The organism is Bryobacter aggregatus MPL3 (genome assembly GCF_000702445.1).
GTDB classification, from domain to species: Bacteria; Acidobacteriota; Terriglobia; order Bryobacterales; family Bryobacteraceae; genus Bryobacter; species Bryobacter aggregatus.
The window spans coordinates 3437432-3456254 of record NZ_JNIF01000003.1; the positions used below are offsets into that span (position 1 = coordinate 3437432).

Here is an 18823-nt window from a genome sequence, read left to right on the forward strand (position 1 = left end):
AGGCAAGTCCCCTCTAATACGCAGAATGCAACTCACTCTAGCTCTTCCCTCGGCTGGGATTCCAGCCCTGCGGGGCATGCTGCTCTCTGGCATGCTTGCGCTGCTCTCCGTTTCTGCATTTGGCGCCATTAGTTTAGTGGGTTCTCCACCGAATGGTGCACAAGGTCAACCCTACGATTACACACTGACGGCTGCTGGCGGTACGATGCCGTACACCTATGCGGTGAATTCTGGCACCCTGCCGGCAGGTCTTACGCTGACAACAACTGGGGTGCTCTCCGGCACGCCCTCTCAGCCCGGTCTTTATGCCCTGTCCATTCGCGTGACGGATAATCTCGCGGTGAGTGGTGTTTCTACGCTCAGTCTGCGGATCGGTGCCACCAATGGTCTTTCAATTACAACCACCAATCTTCCGGCTGCCGTTCGCGGCGCCGCCTATGATTTTTCTTTCGCTGCTTCGGGGGGGACTGCTCCCTATTCTTTTGATCTTCTGCCCTCTTCTTCTCCCCTTCCTACGGGGCTCAGTTTGTCCAGTACAGGACACCTGACAGGAACGCCCACAACAGCTGGCACGAATAAGTTCACCATTCGAGTTACAGATCAAAGCGGATCCAGCTATGTGGTGGATGTGTCGCTGCTGGTGAATGCAACTGCTCTCGCGATCGACCAGACCTCACTGCCGGGCCTCACGGCCGGAGTGGCTTATCGCCAAACCTTAACGGCTTCTGGCGGTACGCCGCCCTATATCTTTACGATGGAGTCGGGCACTCTTCCGGGCGGAATCACGCTGTCGGGGACGGGCACTCTCGCGGGAACCGCATCCACTGCGGGCAATTACCCGATTGTGATACGAGTGACCGATTACGCAAACAATCACACCTTGGCCTCTTTCACGCTCGTGGTGACTGGTTCCTCCGGCGGCGGCCCGCTCTCGATCAGCGATCTGGTTCTGGCTCCCGTGCAGACTGGAGTGGCTTATAGCCAACAGTTCTTAAGTACGGGCGGAACCGCGCCGATTACCTTCACCCTCACCAGCGGATCGCTGCCGGCCGGCTTGAGCCTGTCCACTGGTGGCACGCTTAGCGGCACCACCGCGGCGACGGGGAACTACTCAATCACCATTACGGCAACAGATGCGAATCAGCAGACCGCGCAGAAGAGCTTTACACTGACGGTCACCAACAGCGGTACGGCTCCGAGCTTCACCACGTCCACGCTTCCTTTAGCGAGCACCGGTGTGGCTTACAACGCGAGTCTTTCCGTGACTGGCGGCACTGCTCCTTACACAATTACGATCGTCAACGGCTCGCTCCCTGCTGGCTTGACCCTCTCCTCCTCTGGTGCCATCAGCGGCACCCCCACGGCATCGACCGGAAGCTACAGCTTCACGGCCAGGGCGCTGGATGCGGCCGGGCAGAGTGTCGAGCGACGGTTTACGATCAGTTTTGCCAGTGGCACGCTTTCGTTCCTCGGTGGCGGACTCCCTGCCGCGAAAGTGGGAAGCGCCTATACGGGCACGCTTGGTGCGGTGAATGGGGCAGCTCCTTATTCCTTCACCGTCATCGCCGGCACCCTTCCCACTGGCCTCACCCTCTCGAGTAATGGCAACCTCTCCGGCGTCCCACGGGAAAGTGGCGTCTATCAGGTGACCTTCCGGGTGGTCGATGCGAACAACGAAACGGCAACTCTCACCCTGACGCTGATTGTCACCGGATCCGGCTTTAACTTCACCACCACATCACTCCCCTCTGCAGCTTTGAATCAGCCCTATTCGGCCACTCTCGCCGGCACCGGAGGAACTGCTCCCGTGAGCTTCTTCCTGACGGTGGGAAGTTTGCCGGCGGGTCTGAGTCTGACGAATGCTGGCATCCTTTCGGGAACTCCCCGGGTTGCGGGGGCCTTCTCGTTCGCCATCCAGGCGACGGATGCTTCCAACAGCAGTACAGTTGCGCACTACACGCTTCACGTCAATGCCTCCGGCATCGGACTCTCCAGTACGCTCCCGGGAGCTCAGGTGGGCACGATTTATTCTGCGGCCTTGACTGCGAGCGGTGGCACTGGACCTTATACCTACAGGGTCGTGGAAGGCAGCCTTCCTTCGGGCCTTGCTCTCTCGAATGATGGCGTTCTCAGTGGAGCCCCGGCCGCAGCCGGAGCCTACAATTTCACGATTGAGGTGAGGGACAACACGGGTGCGACCTCCTTGTTCTCCTTCCCGCTTAGCGTGAGCAGTGCAACGAATCTCAGCATCGCCACCGCGCAGCTGCCAAACTTTGTCATTGGCGCGGCGTATAACGTATCGATTCTCGCCACCGGCGGCACCTCGCCGTATCTGTTTAGTGTTGCCAGCGGTGTATTGCCGGCCGGAATCAGTTTGTCTTCCGCCGGGATCTTGTCCGGCACATCGACAGCGACCGGCACCTTCCAGTTTGTGGTTCGGGTGACGGATGCCTCCGGCTCCTCCGCCAACGCGAATCTCTCGCTCACCAGTGCCAGCAGTGGCGGTGGGAGCGGTTTGCAGTTCACCAGTACCGATCTCACGACCATTCGTGTCGGCCAGCCTTACTCTGTGCCCTTGCAGGTGAGCGGCGGCGTCGGGCCGTACCGGTTTAGCGTCGTCAATGGTGCATTGCCAGTTGGAATCACCCTTTCGAGGGACGGGATTCTGTCTGGCACGGCCACCACAGCGGGCAATACGACTGTCACAATCCAGGTGATCGACGATATTGGAGCCCGAGTCTCGGCGCCGATCAGCCTGAATGTCTCTTCCTCAACTCTCGCGTTCAGCCAACCCTCTTTCCTGGCCGGGCGCGTCGGGGAATTGTATAGCCAGAGCCTCGTCGCCACCGGCGGATCGGCTCCCTATACCTACAGTCTGGTGAGTGGGGCCCTCCCCCCAGGAGTGGCTCTCAGCTCGAGCGGCACTCTGTCTGGAACACCGACCGCAAGCGGAAGCTTCCCGGTGGTGTTGCGCGTTACCGACGCGGCTGGCGTCAGCTACCAACAGATCTTCACGGTCCCGGTAGGCGCGGCGTCCCTCGCCTTTACGAACATTACGCTCTATCCGTCTTATGTGGGGCAGCCTTATTACACGAGCCTGCAGGCCGCCGGAGGGGTTCCTCCGTATAGCTTCGCGCTCACCTCCGGCAGTTTACCGGCGGGTCTCAGCTTGAATGCGAACGGTGTCATTTCCGGCACTCCCACCACCGCGGGACCGGTCTCGGCCGTGACCTTCAAGGTGACAGACGCCACCGGAGCCACCGCAAACACGACCATCGAGTTCGCGGCCACAACGCAGTCTTCGCTGATCTTGAACTTCTCCTCCGTCCCATCGGCCACGAGTGGACAGTTCTATCTCTTCACTCCTTCGGCCTCGGGTGGCACGGCTCCCTACACCTTCTCGGTGACGAGCCCTCTGCCTCTTGGCCTCTTCCTCACCCCGGTCGGAAACATTGCAGGCACGCCCACCCAGCCTGGAAGCTACAACCTGACGATTCGAGCCCAGGATTCCACGGGCGCAATCGTTCTGGCGAACTATCCGTTTACGGTGACTGCGGGAGGCTTTCAGTTTGGAACGGGCCCCATTCCGGTAGCCAATCTGAACCAGCCCTATCTTTACAACCTCACCACCACGGGTGGTTCGGGGGCCGTCACCTATCAGCTGGTTTCTGGAACGCTGCCGCCAGGCCTCACGCTATCCAACGGCGTGATTTCTGGAACTCCCACAGCGACAGGGAACTATAACGTCGTGCTGCGGGCTACGGACGCCACTGGAGCCTCAACCAGCTCCACGCTCACCTTCACGGTCGGAGGAGGCGCTCTTGGCTTCACGTCCTTGAACCTGCTTCCCGGAACCGTGAACTCGCCCTATAGCCAGAATGTCACGGCGACGGGCGGCACCGGTCCCTATACCTACCAGGTGCAAAGTGGTTCGTTGCCGGCAGGTTTGACCCTGAGCCCGGCAGGCCTCCTCTCCGGAACCCCAACGGCGACTGGCCGCTTCCCGGTCACCATCCGAGTGACGGACGCAGCTGCTCACAGCTTCGACCAGTCATTTGAACTCAGTATTGGTGTGGCGGGAGCTCCAACGCTCAATGCGGTTGCAAGTGCTGCAAACTACGCCACCAATGGCGTGGTACCTGGAGAGGCGGTTGTCCTCTTTGGGGCGAACGCCGGACCCACGACACCGGCAAACTTCACTGCGGTGAACGGAGTCGTTCCCTCCACCTTGCAGGGAGTTCGTGTTTTCTTTGATGACACACCGGCTCCAATCCTGTACGCCAGTGCGGATCAGATCACGGCAATGGTGCCCTGGTCGATTGGTGGCAGGTCCACGGTCGCCATCCGGATCGAGTACAACGGGACGGTCTCTAACCGCTACCTAGCCAATGTCCTGGTGGCCAGTCCGGCGCTCTTTACGGCGAATGCCAGTGGCTCCGGACCGGGTTCCATCGGGAATCAGGACGGCACTGTAAATACGGCATCGAATGCGGCGATGAGAGGGTCGATTGTGAGTCTGTACATCACCGGTGCCGGGGCGATGACGCCCGTGCATGCCTCGGGAATGATCGCAACCGGAACAACTTCCATGCTGAATCAGGCCCTCGCCGTCACCATCAATGGGCTCGCGGCTACGGTCCAATATGCGGGGAACTCGCCGGGACTCGTCGAAGGGATTGTTCAGGTGAATGTGAAATTGCCTACCGGTACCAAGACCGGAGCAAACAACATTGTCATCAATTCTGGTGCCGCCAGCACCACGACAACCGTGACGGTCTACGTACAATAACCGGCAACAAAAAGCCGGGATTGCCAAGATCGCCGTTTCTGGAAGAAATGTCTTCTTCCGGAAATGCGATCACGGTAATCCCGGCTTTTGCGTGATTGGATCCAATATCCTGTTTCCAGATCACGGGGCAACTGCGGAATTGACGCGTTCAATTTCTGGGATTCCCGCCTCAGACCAGCAACTGGATGTATCTGATGGGATACGGATGAACTATGCTGAAGGCTATAGTTCATTTTGTTAAGGAATCTATGTCGTTCTTCCGTCTGCTCCCCATCCTCTGCCTCTTTCTCACCGCAATATCCGGCTTTGCGGAGATTTCGCTATCGCCGAATAGTGTTCCAGCTGGCACCATGGGGGTCCCTTATACGAACACTTTAAAGGCAACGGGTGGCGTCGGTACTTATGGCTACGCGCAAGTCGCGGGAAATTTGCCGAACGGACTCACGCTCAGCGATGGAGGCGTTTTATCCGGCACTCCCACTGCTTCGGGGTCCTTTAGTTTCACCGTACGTGTGACGGATGGCGCCTCCACGTCAAAAGACTTTCCTCTCTCCCTTTTTGTGGCCAATCCAAGCGGATTGCTGGTAACGACTACCGCTCTTCCCGACGCGCAAGTAGGACAGGGATATACTGCCAGCCTGGCAGCGACCGGAGGTTCCAGTTCCGGCTATACCTGGAATGTCGTGAGTGGAACACCGCCGCCCGGGATCTTTATTATCGCGTCTGGTCTCTTTCAGGGGAGTGCGTCAACGGCAGGTACCTATAATTTCACGGTCGAGGTGACGGACTCTGGCGGCTCTAAAGCCCAGGCCGCACTCAGCATCCGGGTGAATTCCAACGCCTTAACGATCTCGACTCCTTCTCTTGCCTCAGGCAGCGTGGGCGCTTCTTACAGCCAGAGCCTCAGCGCCTCGGGCGGGCTGCAACCCTATTTCTTCAGTGTCTCTGCCGGCACTTTGCCATTGGGTTTATCCATCACTTCAAGCGGTCTGATCAGCGGCACTCCGAGTGCTGTTGGTACGGCGAATTTTACTGTGCGTGTCGCCGATGGTTCGGGGCAAGCTGCAACGAAACCGCTCTCCATCACCATTGCTGCGGCCCAACTTGCCATCAACCAGACGGCACTGCCCAGCGGCCAGCTTGGTCAAGTCTATTCCAGCAGTGTTGGCGCGGTAAATGGAACCGCCCCTTACACTTTCTCGATTATCGCCGGAGCTTTACCCGCGGGCATTAGCTTTGCGAGCAATGGTGTCTTCAGTGGAACTCCAACGGTTCCTGGTAGTTATCCCTTCACCGTCCAGGTGCGGGATAACACGAATGCAACCGCATCCGCTTCCTTCAGCATCGCGGTGAATTCAAACTCGCTGACCATTACCACTACCTCGCTCCCCAATGGGGTTCTCTCGCAGAACTACCAGACCAGCATTATCGCTTCTGGCGGCGTCACGCCTTATACCTTCCAGATCCTCAGCGGCAACACGCCGCCGGGCTTGTCTCTGAGTACCACCGGGTCGCTCGCGGGAATTCCAAGTGCGGTTGGCACCTATACCTTCCTTGCTCGTGTTTCAGATAATTCCGGCTCCACCGTTCAGCGGGAGTTGACGGTGACAGTGACTGGCAATGGATTGAGTTTTGTCTCGACGGCGCTTCCCAATGGCCAGTTGGGACAAACCTACACTGCCACTTTGACTGCGGCAGGTGGCACAACGCCCTATAACTATTCCATCATCAGTGGCTCTTTGCCTCCAGGGCTCCAACTCGGTGCGACCGGTGGCATCACCGGTACTCCCACCGGTACCGGAAGTTACCAGATGACCTTCCGCGTGCAGGACGCACTGGGAATTGTGGCTCAGACCACGTTGTCGATCAACGTCACCAGTGGCAGCTCTCTCACCATTACGACGCAATCGTTGCCTTCTGCGGTGCTGAACCAGCCCTATAACGCCACGATTTCTGCGGCTGGTGGCTCTCCCTCCTATACCTTCTATGTCACAGCGGGCGCCTTGCCGAACGGTCTGGTCCTCAGCTCCAACGGGGTGATCTCGGGGATTCCAAATTCTTCCGGAACCTTCCAGTTCACTGTTCTTGCTTTCGATTCGCAGAGCCGCCAAGCTCAGGCGACCTTCTCCATCAGCGTCAATTCCTCGAATATCCAGATCGGCAGCCTCATCCTTCCCTCCGGTACTTTGAATCAGCCATACAGCGCGACAGTGACTGCCACAGGTGGCACGAGTCCCTATAGCTACTCGATTACAAGCGGTGGATTGCCCACCGGGTTGAGCATGGACAACAACGGTGTTTTGAGTGGAACTCCAACGGCCAGTGGGAACTATAACTTCACGGTTCGTATCCAGGATGCGGCCTCAGTCACGGCTTCTTTCGGCCTTTCGTTGAGCATCAGTTCGTCTACGCTCGCCATCACCACCACGTCGCTCCCGGGAGGCCTAGTCGGCAGTTCTTATAGCGGTTTGATTCTGGCAAGTGGTGGCACAGGCCCGTATCTCTTCGAACAGACTGCCGGTACTTTGCCGGCTGGTCTGAGTCTGACGCAAGCAGGTGGAATTAGCGGAATTCCAACCAACGCCGGAACCTTCAACTTTACGATCAAGGCAAGTGATGCCGCCTCGGCAAGCACCACGGCAAACTTCTCCATCACCATCAACAGCGCGGGTTCGCTTACGATTACGACGACGAGTCTTCCTACCGGGCAGGTGAATCTCAACTACAACGTGGGGCTCACTGCGGTCGGAGGCAGTTTCCCGTATAGCTATTCCATCAAGAGCGGCTCGCTGCCGCCTGGGCTGACATTGAGCGGTACGGGGGGCATCACAGGTCTCCCCACCACTCCAGGGAATTACGGCTTCGTTGTCCAGTTGAATGACAATGGCGGCCAGAGTACGCAGACGGCGCTGAGTATCGATATCACGAGCGTTGGCTTCTATATCTCGACAACCACGCTTCCTACCATTCAGGTCGGCCAGTTCTTTACAACCACGTTGAGTGCCACGGGGGGCTCAGCTCCTTATAGCTACACCATCGTTGCGGGCGGCTTGCCGAACGGCGTGAGTCTTACGAGTTCGGGGACTCTTTCCGGTGTCGCCTCGACAAGTGGCAGCTATCCAGTGACGGTTCGGGCTACGGATGTCGGTGGCGCTACGGCGCAGGCCAACTTGACTCTCACTGTGGGCTCTAGTCTCCTCACCTTCACCACCACCAGCCTGCCGCAAGGCTATATCGGCCAGCAATACAATGTGCAACTCCAGGTTGCTGGTGGTGCTGCGCCGTATCAGTTCTCTTTGGTTGGCGGAATCCTGCCGTCCGGGCTGAGTCTGACCTTCAACGGACAGATTCTCGGAACTCCGATTTCCTCGAGTTTCAACAATCTCACCTTCCGGGTGACCGATAACGCGGGTGGCAGCGCCACAGTCGCGCTGAACCTTGCCATTGGCCAATCGACAGTTCAGTTCCTGACCACTTCACTGCAGACGGCGAGTGTGGGGCAATCCTATGCGGTTTCGCTCCAGGCGAGTGGTGGCACGACGCCTTACACTTTCAGTCTGATCAGTGGCTCTCTTCCAAATGGCATCACGTTCTCCCAGTCCGGGCTCTTGTCGGGCACGCCCACCCAGGCTGGCAGCACCACGCTCGGCTTCCGCGTGACGGATTCTGCTTCTGCCACCTCCACCACAACGCTGGTCCTCAGCGTAGTTAACAGTACTCTGCAGATCACGACCAACTCCCTGCCGGGCGGACGTGTGGGCCAAGCCTACAGCCATACGCTGCAAACTACGGGTGGTCAACTACCGGTGAATTTCGAACTTGTCTCGACGATTACCTCCGGATTCCCACCTCCTGGAATCACGATTTCCTCTGGCGGTGTCATTTCCGGGACACCGCAATCTGATGGCACTTTCACCTTCACGGTACGTGCGACAGACGTGCAGAATCTGTCGGTCCAGAAAACCTTCACTCTCGTCATCACACAGGGTGGTCCTTCCTTCACCACGACAGCTCTGCCCGCCGGCACTGTGGGTCAGATCTATAATCAGACCCTCATGGCGGCAAACGGTACGGCGCCCTATATCTTCTCGCTGAGTTCCGGCATCCTGCCCCCAGGTGTATCGTTGAATCCCAGCGGGCAGATGTCGGGAACTCCGAATACGCCGGGCACCTTTACCTTCTCTCTCCGTGTTACGGACAGTGCGCAGCAGAGCGCCGACGCAACCTTCTCCGTCTTGATCAACAGTGGCGGGTCGGCTCTTGCGATCAGTGCCCTCGCTCCTCCAACGGGCAATCTGTTCTTCTCCTACTCCTTTGCTCTCACCGCGACAGGCGGACGGGAGCCCTATACCTGGGCCATTCCGGCCGGCACCATTCCAAACGGTTTGCGCTTGGAGTCGACCGGAACCTTAAACGGCCTTTTGCTGTCGCCGGGTATCTACCGCTTTACGGCGAGAGTCACCGATGCGGACAACACGCGGGTGGAAGCTCCGATCACGATTACCGTGAACCCGGCCAATCGCTTGTCTTCCGGAACGGTGGGCAGCGCTTACTCGGCCCAGGCTCCAGCGCCGGCCGTGGGCCGGGCGCCCTTTACCTACACGTTCAACGCGAATGCGCTCGGGGATCTGCCTCCCGGGATCATTCTGAATGCGAATGGTTCTTTGACGGGTACACCGACTACGGCTGGGGAATATACTTTTGGCGTTCTGACTCAAGATACAAGCGGCTTCCGGAGCAACATGGCTCTGGTTCTCACGGTGCACGGTGGCAACTTCTCCATCCTCACTCCCAGCGTTCCGGGCGCGACTTCCGGAACCCCTTATAGTCAGACCCTGACTGCAGCAGGTGGCAAGGAGCCATATAACTGGGTGATTGCCTCGGGTACGCTTCCGAATGGCCTCACGCTCAATCCATTGAATGGGCAGATCAGCGGAACGCCAACGATTCAAGGCACGACCTTCTTTACGGCCAAGGTCTCCGATGGAAATGGCACAAGCGCCTATTCCTACTTCGGAATCAGTGTTGCCGCTCCGGGCTCGCCAGTAATCCACGCGATTACCAGCGCTGCCAGTTATGCGACGAATGGCGTGGTGCCGGGAGAACTGATTACGCTCTTCGGTGGTACCTTAGGCCCGCAGAATCTAACCAGCTTCTCCCTGGTCGACGGAAAGGTCCCAAGCCTGCTGGCCGCGACTCGTGTACTCTTTGACGGCGTCCCCGCGCCGGTGATCTATACCTCCTATGGCCAGGCGAGTGTCGTAACGCCGTTCTCGATGGTCTCCAAACACTCAGTTCGCGTGGTGGTGGAATATCAGACCTACCAATCCACTCCGTTCCTCTTGCCCGTGCTCAGCTCGCGGCCCGGCATCTTTACGGTCGATAGCAGTGGCCGTGGTCCAGGCGCGATTCTCAATCAGAACAGTTCGGTGAATAGCTCCTCGAACCGCGCGGCAAAGGAGTCGGTTGTTGTTCTCTACCTCACTGGTGGTGGCTCGATGACCCCCGAAGGAGTGGAAGGCGATGTATCGTCCGGAACCTCCAGCCTGAACCAGCAGACTCTGGTCACCATCAACAACCAACCCGCCACCGTGCAGTACTCGGGTAATGCTCCGGGTCTCGTACAGGGTGTGATTCAGGTGAACGTAAAACTGCCTCCTGGAACGGTCTCGGGAGAGAATGCGATTTCGGTCCAGATCGGACCCAATCGCAGCAACGCAAACGTTAGCGTCTGGGTGCAGTAAACGAAACCGACCTCCCCAAAAAGGCTGAGCTACTCAAATAGCTCAGCCTTTTTTCATAAGAATTCATGGATAATGAGCGAAGTCGTCCATGCTGTACTTACATGTCCTACTCCTCCTCGCTCTCTCGCTCTCTGCATTTGGCGAATTCTCTCTAGCATCCCTTCAACTGCCTGACGGTGAGTTGGGTGAGTCGTATACAGCGAAACTGCGACCGTTCTCGCCCCAAATTCCAGTAAGCGGCGGGTTGCCTTACCAGTGGCAGATCAATTCGGGCTCTCTCGCTTCAGGTTTGACCCTCGGTTCAGACGGAGTCATTTCGGGCACGCCCACTCAGGTCGGCAACGTTGAAGCCGCGGTACAGCTCAAGGACCAGAATCAAACCATTGCAAGAGGGGGATTCACGCAGCGTGTCACCACTGGCCCGCCCTTCCTGGAACCAGATCAGATGACGGGCTTGGTCGCGGGGCAACTTTTTAGTCTGGACCTGAAAATGGTGAATGCAGATAATATTCCAATCATCAATATTGAGGGCACTTTGCCGCCGGGATTGGTGAATGCAAATGGGCGTTTACAGGGGGGCCCGACGACTGCTGGAACCTACGCCTTCACCGCCATCGCGCAGGACATTTCACAAAATTCGGTGGCGCGTACTTATACGGTGAATGTGGGTTCGGCCGCGTTTACTTTCAGTCCCACCACGCTCACTACCGCTCGAGTGGATGTCTCTTACTTTGCGGAATTGAGTGCTCAGAATGGAATGCCGCCATACACCTACTCCATCACCAGCGGTGCACTCCCGGACGGATTGTACCTATTGCCAGATGGACGCATCATGGGCACGCCAACGAAGGAAGGAAGCAGTAATTTCACTGTTCGAGCAGCCGACGCCAATAACGCTGTGGCTAGTGGCTCCGTGACCTTGAATGTAGAGCGATCCATCCTGCAGATTCAACTGCCACAAGCTATTACTGGCAATTTCTATTCTTCGAGTGTCCTCCGCGCGGAATCTTCACCCTATTCGGTTCAGCAAATCAGTGGACGCTTACCAGGTGGGTTTACCCTTGCCTCTAATGGGATGCTCACGGGGACCTCAAATGTCGTGGGTACTTATGCCTTCACCGTTCGTGTTTCGGATCCTGCGAATTCGATGGAAACTCTTTTCTTAGACGTAGGTCAATCGAACGCAGCCCTTGCCCTTCCTCTTGTCCCTCTGCCTGAATTCCGTGTGGGCCAGTGGGTATCCATCCAACTCAATGCGGTCGGAGGCGTTCCGCCATACATCTACACACAGGCAGTCGGGGCCTTGCCAAATGGATTGACTTTCGATCCTTATGGGCTGATCTCTGGTGCTCCAACTTATCCTGGGGCGGGTCAGGTCACGATTCAAGTTCGCGATGCTGCGGGCGCGACCGTGCAACAAAACTATCCCTACGTTGTTGGCGGGCAGACAAGCGGGGCTGTCTCGATCACCACAACGAGCTTGCCGGATGCCACCGCAAATACGCCGTACTCCTACTTACTCAGTGCAACAGGAGGAGTAGCGCCGTATTCCTTCTCTACGGATTCTCCGCTTCCTCCCGGTATGACGCTGAGCCGGTCTGGATTGCTGAGCGGCACCCCCTTGAGCCGATATGCTGTGACGCTCAGTGTCCGAGTCCAAGACTCTGCGGGCAGCTCTTCGTCAGCTTTCCTCACTTTGCAGGTGATCGCCAGCAATCTTTCGTTTCGCACGACCGCGCTGCCCACTGGGAAATTGAATCAACTCTACTCACAGGAACTGAGCGTGGCAGGCGGTTCTTATCCACTTCGATTTGAACTGTTGTCCACAATCAATTCCGGGTTTCTTCCTCCTGGACTCACTCTGTCGAGTGCAGGTCTGATCTCTGGAACGCCGCAACAGTCGGGCAGCTTTTCCTTTACCGTACAAGTGACCGACGCTAGCGGTGCGAGCATCCGCAGCCCCTTCACCATTACGATTGCGCAGAACCCACCTACACTCATTTCTGCTACCTTGCCCGTTGCGCAAATGAACCAACCCTACAGCTACACCTTCAACGGCTCTGGTGGCACTGCGCCGTATTTCTATTCGCTGCTCACCGGAGCACTCCCTGTTGGCCTCAACCTCTCTCCTGCGGGGCTGCTTTCTGGAACACCGACGGCAACAGGTGTCTCCAGCTTCGGAATCCAGATGCGCGACGCCACCGGCATTACCGTCAATGCATCCTTCAGCCTCACTGTTGCGAGTGCTGCTCCCATCATCATCACTTCTGGAATCCCTGCTGGACAAACTGGTAAGCCCTACTCTTTGACCTTCACTGCTAGGGAAGGAACCGCTCCCTACCTGTGGTCCGCCTCGGCTGGCCAACTCCCAATGGGCCTCACTCTTGCGAGCAACGGTCTCCTCTCCGGCACTCCGCAGGTCGCAGGGAATTATCCCATTACGGTGCGGGTCCAGGATGCAGGACAACTTTCCACCCAAGCAAGCTTTACTCTCTTCATCGAAGCAGGTGGTCTGACGATCACGACAACTTCCCTACCGGCAGGCTCCACCGGACGGACTTACAGTCAGATTCTCAGTGTTGTGGGCGGCACTGGTCCTTACACCTTCTCTGTGTCCGCCGGGAGTCTTCCGCCAGGATTGTTCTTGAATGGTAATGGCGCCATCAGCGGAACTGCGGCAACTGCAGGTTCTTATTCCTTCCAGATTCGCGTCTCCGACACAACGGCAAAGAGCGGCGAGGCCAGCTTTACCATCGAGATCGCTGCGGCTGTCGCGCCTCCCACCATCAGCGCCTTTGCGCCTCCGGGTGGCTTGCTCTTCTTCCCTTATTCTTTCGCTCCCTCCGCAAGCGGAGGCAAGACGCCCTATGTCTGGTCCATCAGTGCTGGGAGTCTTCCCCCTGGATTGAACCTCGATCGCAGCGGTAGCATCACGGGTGCATCTCTTGCTCCGGGAACTTATCGCGTCACCCTACGAGTCACGGACGCGGACAATCTGTACACGGATTCCACTCTGACGATTCCGATCACCGCTGCAACGGCTCTCCCGCCTGCAACAGTGGGAGCGGCCTACTCTGTTCCAGTTCCCGCTGGTACGCTCGGAAACGCACCCTTCCGTTACTCGCTTCACGGCAGCGCTCTCGGCGAGATCCCGGCCGGCCTCACGCTCAATGCCAACGGAACTCTCAGTGGAGTTCCGGCCACCGCAGGCGACTACACCTTTGGCCTGATCGCCGAGGCGGCCAATGGCTTCCGTAGCAATCTCGCTCTCAGCGTGCAGGTCGCCCGCACCAGCTTTGCGATCACCACTCCCGGCCTTCCAGGCGGTACGGCGCTGAAACCCTATACCCAGACTCTCAATGCGGAAGGCGGCAAGTCCCCGTATCGTTGGAGCCTCCAATCCGGATCGCTGCCCCCTGGACTGACGCTTGACGCAGGCACCGGCCAACTCACTGGAATCCCAACCACCCCCGCGCCCTACTTCTTTACCGTCAAGGCGACGGACTCGAATGGTTCCACCGCCAGCGCATATTTCTCTGTCAGTGTCGCGCCGCTCGCCTCTCCCATCCTGGCGGCTATCACCAGCGCCGCCAGTTACGCCGCCAACGGCATCGCTCCCGGAGAGTTGCTCACGCTCTTCGGCGCCCAATTCGGGCCCGCGACTCTCACTAGTTTTACCCTGATCGACAATCTTGTCCCGGCCGAGCTAGCTGGCACAAGAGTACTCTTCGATGGCGTGCCTGCTCCTCTGATCTATACTGGCAACGGCCAACTCAGCGTCATTGCACCCTATACCCTCGCGACCAAGACCTCGGTCCGCGTTGTGGTTGAATACCAAGGCCAGCAGTCTGCGCCCTTCTTACTCCCGGTCGTCTCTTCCAAGCCCGGACTCTTCACCGTGAACGGAAGCGGCGAAGGTCCAGGAGCCATCTTGAACCAGAACGGCTCCGTCAACACCCAGTCGAATCCGGCGGCGCAAGGTTCTGTCATCGTGCTCTATCTGACGGGAGCAGGCTCAATGACTCCTGATGGTATTGCAGGACAAGTATCTACGGGCATTTCGAGCTTGCACCAGCAAACTCTGGTCTCGATCCACAACCAACCAGCAACAGTCCACTACGCGGGGAACGCTCCTGGTCTGGTGCAGGGCGTGGTTCAGATGAACGTACAGCTCCCTTCGGCAACAGTCTCAGGGCAGAACAGCATAATCGTCCAGGTTGGTCCAAACCGTTCCACCGGCAAGGTTACGGTTTGGGTGCAGTAGTCACAAACACAATTGTTCCGAATTGTTTTGCTTGATGAGGATTCGGCTCCGGGAGCATCGAGTTGCTCCACTGGCTCAGCCGCCTCTCGGGCTCTGTACCGTCCCAACGGTTTAGGTTCAGGGCCCACTTGTCGCCGGGCTGTGGTACTTTTCCATCGCCGATGCCCTCAAACTCAGTGAAGGGAATCGCCACTTCCAGGCTCCAGCCCTCGTCTCGATCCCCGCTGGCATTCAGCGTCCCTCGGAGATGTGTCGCCAGTTGTACGCCTTCGAGATTGAGGCGCTTCAGCAAGTAGCGGCTCTGGAAATACACGTAGTCATAGAGGGTTGCTTTGGCATTCATCTCCAGCCCCAGGTACACATCGGTTTGGGAAGGACGGGGATTGATAAAGGCTTCGACAGCATCATCGCGATAGGTAGGATCATCACGCTTCTCAAAGTGAGCGGTGAGGTCGTTGTCTTCGCAATCGTAGGAAATATAGAGGTATTGCGAATCCCAAAGCAGACGGGCCGTGGTCTTCTGCTTTGCCCCCTTCTGCTTGTCCCAAGGAAATTGGAATGTTACTGCTTGTGCGTCTTTCCACGCAGGATCGTCCAGCTTTCCATCGACAACGATCTTCTGGCTCGCTCGTCTCACCTCCATGGTTGGTGGCTGAGCATAGGCTGTCAGTGCTAGTACAAAAGCGGTGAAAAGTTTCATTCTCGTGGATATTCTATCGGTTATGATCAGACTCGCAGTGTGTCTTAAGACATAAGGTTCCCCAATGAAAAAAGTACTCTCGCTCCTCATTCTTGCAACGGCATCGCTCTTTGCGACCCTGACTACATCGGCGAATGTAGAGATTGTCACCTCCCCTGTGGATCTGCAAATTGGAAGTTTGAACTCGAATAGCAAAGTCTTTCTGATTCCGGAACGGAGCTTCTATGTTCTTCCGAACGCTGTGACGCTTGAGACCCTTGATATTGGAACCACCTACAACAATTACTGGCCAGGCGATCTCACTGTGATTCCGGCGGGTACGGTTGTCGATGTCTGGCTGATCCACTTCAATCGCAGCAGCCTGCTCCTCGGCCAACAGACTGCTTCCTTTGACTTCGGTGCTCCCATCCTCGGCGTTGCGGGAAGAAGCACCTGTCTGATTCCGAATACCGTCTGCCCTGGAGATACGGACCAATACGGGAACCCGGCGAACACCTATTCCAATATCCAGTTTCTGCGTGGCTTGGAACTGCTGCTCGGAGAAGATTCGATCCGCTTTGACAGCGACAGCAAACTCACCATCAAATCCACCACCTCGCGCCTAACGATCGATGAAGTTCGCGTCTTTACGCTGTCGAATGTTCCGGAGCCGGCGACCGCCGGTTTGGTGGCGATGCTGCTGGTGGGCTTTGGTGTCTGTCGTCGTTCTCAATTTCTCCAACGCCTGCGCTAGTTGTAGCGGTACAGGCCGTTGGAAAACATCCATACTGGATCATGTTTTGATTGATGAGTCCGACGGGACCCGCAGCGAGAGGGACTTACTGCTCGTTCCGGGTTCTAACGATCAACTCGAAGGATCGTAGCCGCGCTGCTTGTTCATAGATGTGGGCCGTGAGAATCAGTTCGTCCGGCTGATAGGTCTCGACAATCTTGGCGAGACCAACTCGCACTGTTTCCGGAGACCCAACAACTGAGGACGCCAGCATCTGGTTCACCCGCACCCGTTCTTCCGGCGTCCAATATGGATCCATCTGATCGATCGGAGCAGGAATCTGGCCGGGCCGCCCACGCTGCAAATTGGTAAAGGCTTGTTGCACCGAAGTAAACAGATAGCGCGCCTGTGCATCTGTATCGGCAGCCACCACATTCACTCCAATCATGGCGTAAGGCCTGGGATGCTCCTCAGAAGGCCGGTACTGGCTCCGGTACACGCGTAAGGCTTCTCGCAGATCAGCGGGCGCAAAGTGCGAGGCAAAGGCAAAGGGCAGACCCATCTCGGCCGCAAGTTGCGCGCTATAGAGACTGGAACCTAGCAACCAGATCGGCACCTCCAGACCTGCTCCGGGCACGGCTCGTACCTTCTGACCCGGCTCCGGTTCGAGGAACCAGGCTTGCAGTTCGGCGACGTCATCGGGAAAATTCTCCGGGTGGGTCAGTGAACGCCGCAAGGCGCGAGCGGTCAACATATCGGTGCCTGGAGCGCGGCCCAGGCCGAGATCGATGCGTCCAGGGAATAAGGAGGCGAGAGTACCAAACTGTTCGGCGATGACGAGCGGCGAATGATTGGGAAGCATGACGCCTCCCGAACCCACCCGGATTGTTTTGGTGCCGGCAGCGATGTGCGCGATCACAATGGAAGTGGCGGCGCTGGCGATTCCCGGCATATTGTGATGTTCGGCCAGCCAGTAGCGATGATAGCCAAGCGCCTCGGCGTGCTGGGCCAACTCCAATGAATTCCGGAACGCAGCCGCGGCAGTCGAACCAGCGGGAATCGGGCAGAGATCAAGAATCGAATAGGGAATCACTGCTTCGTTGGATGCGATTGGCTGGAGTGAAGTCTCTTCTATTCATTTTGGGAATGAGCTGCCGCTAGGATGATCCCTCAGTACTACAACAATCGCCGGAATTTTGTTGGAAACAATCGGCCTCCGATGGAAGCGTGGCGCGCGAACAATGTCCGTCCGGAACCAACTGGCCGACGGGGGACGAAAGTGCTAGCTCAGCCTACAATTAAGGGGTGAGAAAACTCCTCTCCGGTATTGGAGCGATGGCTCTTATCCTCAATGCGGTCGAGCCTGTCTCCATTAAAACCGGCAAGCTGGCGAACGGGATGAAGGTGATTGTCGAAGAGGACCGGGACATTCCCAATATCGCGATGTACCTCTTCTATAAGATTGGCAGCCGGAACGAGGTGCCCGGCAAAACCGGTCTCGCCCACTTCTTTGAACACATGATGTTCAACGGGGCGAAGAAGTACGGCCCCAAGCAGTTCGACATCGTGATGGAGAAGAACGGCGGCCGGAATAACGCCTACACGAGTGAAGACCTGACCGTCTATACAGATTTCATTCCGAATACGGCACTCGAGGTGACTTTCGATATGGAAGCCGACCGGATTCGCGATCTGGCCTTCGACCCCAAGATCGTGCAGAGCGAACGTGAGGTTGTTTACAGTGAGCGCCGCCTGAGTGTAGATAACAACAATATTGGTGCTCTCAGTGAGCAACTGGGCGCGGCTGCCTACACCGCGCATCCTTACCAGTGGAGTGTCATCGGCTGGCCCAGCGACATTGAAGCTTGGACCATGGACGATCTCAAGAGTCACTTTAAGATGGGCTACGCGCCGAACAACTGCACGCTCGTTGTGGTGGGCGCGGCAAGCTTTGAAGAGGTGATGGGGCTCGCGAAAAAATACCTCGAACCCATTCCATCCCAAGACCCTCCTCCTCCGGTGCGGACCAAGGAACCCGAGCAGAAAGGTGAACGCCGGGTGAAGCTGGAGAAGAACGCACAACTCCCGATGTTGCTGTTGGGCTATCACGTCGGCGACTCGCATAGTCCCGACTTTCCTACTTTGGCGGTGATCGAGGCACTGCTCAGCGCCGGCAAGAGTGCGCGCCTCACCAGCCGTCTGATCGATAAGGAAGAGCTGGCCCTGCAAGTGAATGCGCAGAACCCGATGCAGCTCGATCCGGGGCTGTTCTCGATCTTTGCCCAGCCACGGAGCGGCGTGCCGGTGGCGAAGGTGGAGGCGGCGATCTATGAAGAGCTGGACCGCCTGAAGACGGAGAAGGTGAGTGCGCAGGAACTCGACAAGGCGCGCAACCTCATCTTGGCCGGTTTCTATCGACAGCTCAAGACGATAGCAGGAAAAGCGAATCTACTTGGTCAATACGATATCTACTTCGGCGGCTATGAGAAGCTGTTCGACTACGACAAGCGGATTGCGGCTGTGACGCCCGAAGACATCGAACGGGTGGCGGCGAAGTACTTTATGGCCCGAAACCGCACCGTCGCGGAGCTGGTACCGGTGAAGGATCAATAAG

General features: G+C 57.5%; 7 protein-coding genes. 5 read left to right on the top strand and 2 right to left on the bottom strand.

The features are described 5' to 3' along the window. The first annotated feature begins 25 nt into the window (after positions 1 to 25). The 3 genes from M017_RS0115955 to M017_RS0115965 all read left to right on the top strand — a co-directional run bounded on the left by M017_RS0115955 (position 26) and on the right by M017_RS0115965 (position 14797). Complete coding sequence (locus tag M017_RS0115955; protein WP_031499128.1) at positions 26 to 4789, top strand: putative Ig domain-containing protein; 4764 nt, start codon at positions 26 to 28, stop codon at positions 4787 to 4789. Between the two features lie 248 nt (positions 4790 to 5037). Beyond that, positions 5038 to 10533, top strand: coding sequence for a putative Ig domain-containing protein (locus M017_RS0115960; protein ID WP_031499129.1), 5496 nt, complete (start codon positions 5038 to 5040; stop codon positions 10531 to 10533). Positions 10534 to 10621: 88 nt separating this feature from the next. Next, positions 10622 to 14797 carry a putative Ig domain-containing protein gene (locus tag M017_RS0115965; RefSeq protein ID WP_080507839.1) on the top strand — a complete coding sequence of 1392 codons (4176 nt, stop codon included), beginning with the start codon at positions 10622 to 10624 and terminating at the stop codon, positions 14795 to 14797. Here M017_RS0115965 and M017_RS0115970 read toward each other — a convergent pair. Further along, entirely contained in the window at positions 14778 to 15497 is a 720-nt protein-coding gene (locus M017_RS0115970) for a carbohydrate-binding family 9-like protein (protein ID WP_031499131.1), read from the bottom strand. The genes M017_RS0115965 and M017_RS0115970 overlap by 20 nt on opposite strands. 64 nt (positions 15498 to 15561) lie before the next feature. Here M017_RS0115970 and M017_RS0115975 point away from each other — a divergent pair, with 64 nt between their 5' ends. Then, entirely contained in the window at positions 15562 to 16230 is a 669-nt protein-coding gene (locus M017_RS0115975; protein ID WP_031499132.1) for a PEP-CTERM sorting domain-containing protein, read from the top strand. A gap of 85 nt (positions 16231 to 16315) precedes the next feature. Here M017_RS0115975 and M017_RS0115980 read toward each other — a convergent pair whose 3' ends face one another. Beyond that, the gene (locus tag M017_RS0115980) at positions 16316 to 17302 is read right to left on the bottom strand and encodes an LLM class flavin-dependent oxidoreductase (protein ID WP_031499133.1); all 987 of its coding nucleotides are present in this window, start codon (positions 17300 to 17302) and stop codon (positions 16316 to 16318) included. 212 nt (positions 17303 to 17514) lie between these two features. Here M017_RS0115980 and M017_RS0115985 point away from each other — a divergent pair, with 212 nt between their 5' ends. Then, a complete protein-coding gene (locus M017_RS0115985) occupies positions 17515 to 18822 on the top strand; it encodes a M16 family metallopeptidase (protein ID WP_031499134.1) in 1308 nt (435 codons plus the stop codon). Position 18823: the final 1 nt, after the last annotated feature.